Source organism: Neobacillus niacini (genome assembly GCF_036961885.1).
Classification (GTDB): domain Bacteria; phylum Bacillota; class Bacilli; order Bacillales; family Cytobacillaceae; genus Neobacillus; species Neobacillus niacini_H.
This window is the reverse complement of sequence record NZ_JBALNQ010000082.1, coordinates 1-1,916: the sequence shown is the minus strand read 5'-3', so window position 1 is coordinate 1,916 and position 1,916 is coordinate 1. Positions and strand designations below refer to the sequence as shown.

The 1,916-nt window shown below is 42.9% G+C and carries 2 protein-coding genes; both read right to left on the bottom strand.

Annotation, left to right across the window (positions count from 1 at the left end):
- Positions 1-41: 41 nt before the first annotated feature.
- Entirely contained in the window at positions 42-1,016 is a 975-nt protein-coding gene (locus tag V7124_RS25015; RefSeq protein WP_335494404.1) for a quinone oxidoreductase family protein, read from the bottom strand.
- A 13-nt stretch (positions 1,017-1,029) separates the two neighbouring features.
- Positions 1,030-1,809, bottom strand: a complete 780-nt coding sequence (locus V7124_RS25010; protein WP_335494402.1) for an enoyl-CoA hydratase/isomerase family protein — start codon at positions 1,807-1,809, stop codon at positions 1,030-1,032.
- Positions 1,810-1,916: the final 107 nt, after the last annotated feature.

Below are 1,916 nucleotides of genomic sequence, written 5' to 3'. Positions count from 1 at the left end.
TATCCGCCAGTATTTCTCGTCATCCGCTAGTCCATTAGTGTTTATGGTTCCAAAACCAACTTTCCTGTTGTCTTCCGAGACTGCAATAACCGATGGACTTCTGCTGCTTCTTCGAGTGGGAACACGCCGCCAATCGTGAGCTTCAGCTTACCTTCACCTAGATAGGTTAGTAACTCTACTAAACTAGGCTGAAGCAATTCTGGCTTTCTCATGATCTGTGGCAGGAAAAAGCCAATGACAGACTGATTTCGTGCCATTAACGCCCCTGGATACATCCTACTCTGCTCACCGCTTGCGGCTCCAAACACCACAAGACGGCCAAAGGTTGCCAGACATTTTAATGTTTGATTAAAAACATCTCCACCCACCATCTCAAGTGCAACATCTACCCCTTTTCCACCGGTTGCTTCTAAAACCTGTTCTACCCAGTTTGACTCAGTATAGTTAACGAGAACATCTGCACCCATTTGTCGAGCTAACTCTAATTTTTCATCAGAACTTGCCGTAGCTATGATTTTCCCTGCACCAAACAGCTTTGCCAATTGTACAGCAAGAGTTCCAACACCACCTGCTGCTGCGTGAACAAGTATGCTTTCCCCTTTTTCTAACCGCCCCATTGTTTTTAGTACATGATAAGCACTTAACCCTTGGAGTGGCAGGGCAACCGCATTTTGATAATCCAATTGTTCAGGCAGCGGGATTAGAGATCGCTCATCTGCTAGGGAAAATTCTGAATAGCCTCCAGAATTTATTAAGGTTACCACCCGCATCCCTGGTTTTACACTTGACACCTGGTTCCCAACAGCAGCGACAATTCCAGCAATTTCAGCCCCAGGAATAAATGGAAGAGGTGTTTTGACTACATACTGTCCTTCCCTTCTCGCTGTATCCGCATAATTTACCCCAATTGCTTTAATTTCGATTAGTACCTCACGACCTGTTGGAACTGGTGTCTCTATCTCTACTAACTCTAATACTTCAGGTCCGCCAAATTCTTTCAGTTGAACTGCTTTCATGTGTACTCTCCTTCTACCTGCCTTTAAATGCTGGTTTTCTTTTTTCCTTAAAGGCTGCGACGCCTTCCTTATGGTCTTCTGTTTGGACCATTAAAACTTGTGTGAGCCGTTCTTCTTCTAGTATTTCTTCAAGCGTCGATGTAAAAGAATGCTCAATTAATTTTTTCTGCTTTCCGAATGCCATTGCAGGCCCCTGGGCTAGACTTAGTGCTCGTTTTGTAGCTTCTTCTTGAAGCCTCTCTGCTGGGAATAAAGAATTAATAACACCTAATTGGTAAAGGCGCTGTGCAGGAATGGGCTCAGCACTAAAAAAGAACTGCTTTGCTAGGTGCGGTCCAATCAGCCTAGGTAAGAAATAGGAACCTCCGCCATCCGACACAAGCCCAACTTTTGAAAAGCTAAGGGCAAATTTACTATCCTCAGCGGCTAGAATGATATCGCAAGCTAACGCTAAATTAAAACCGGCTCCTGCAGAAAAACCATGAACCGCTGCAATGATGGGTTTTTCTAAATTTTTCATCATCAAGATCAGTTCATTTAATTTTCCAATATGTTCATAGACTTGATTTCCATCTGCCTTGCCCATTGTTTTCACATCACCGCCAGCGCTAAAGGCACGACCAGCACCTGATAACACAATTACCTGAATATCAGAGTCAATTTTCGCTTCAACAAGTGCTTCCATTAATCCAAGAATCATATCAGGACTAAATGCATTTAAACTTTCAGGACGATTCAGTGTTAATGCTAAAACAGGACCATATTTTTCTACTAATAAATCGTTATTTTTCAATAAAATCTTCCTCTCATGTCTAATTGCTGCTAAGCACAACTAATTTTTAGCTATCCGCAACTAAATCCCGCCATCCGCAACTAATTCTCGCCATCCGCAACTAATTC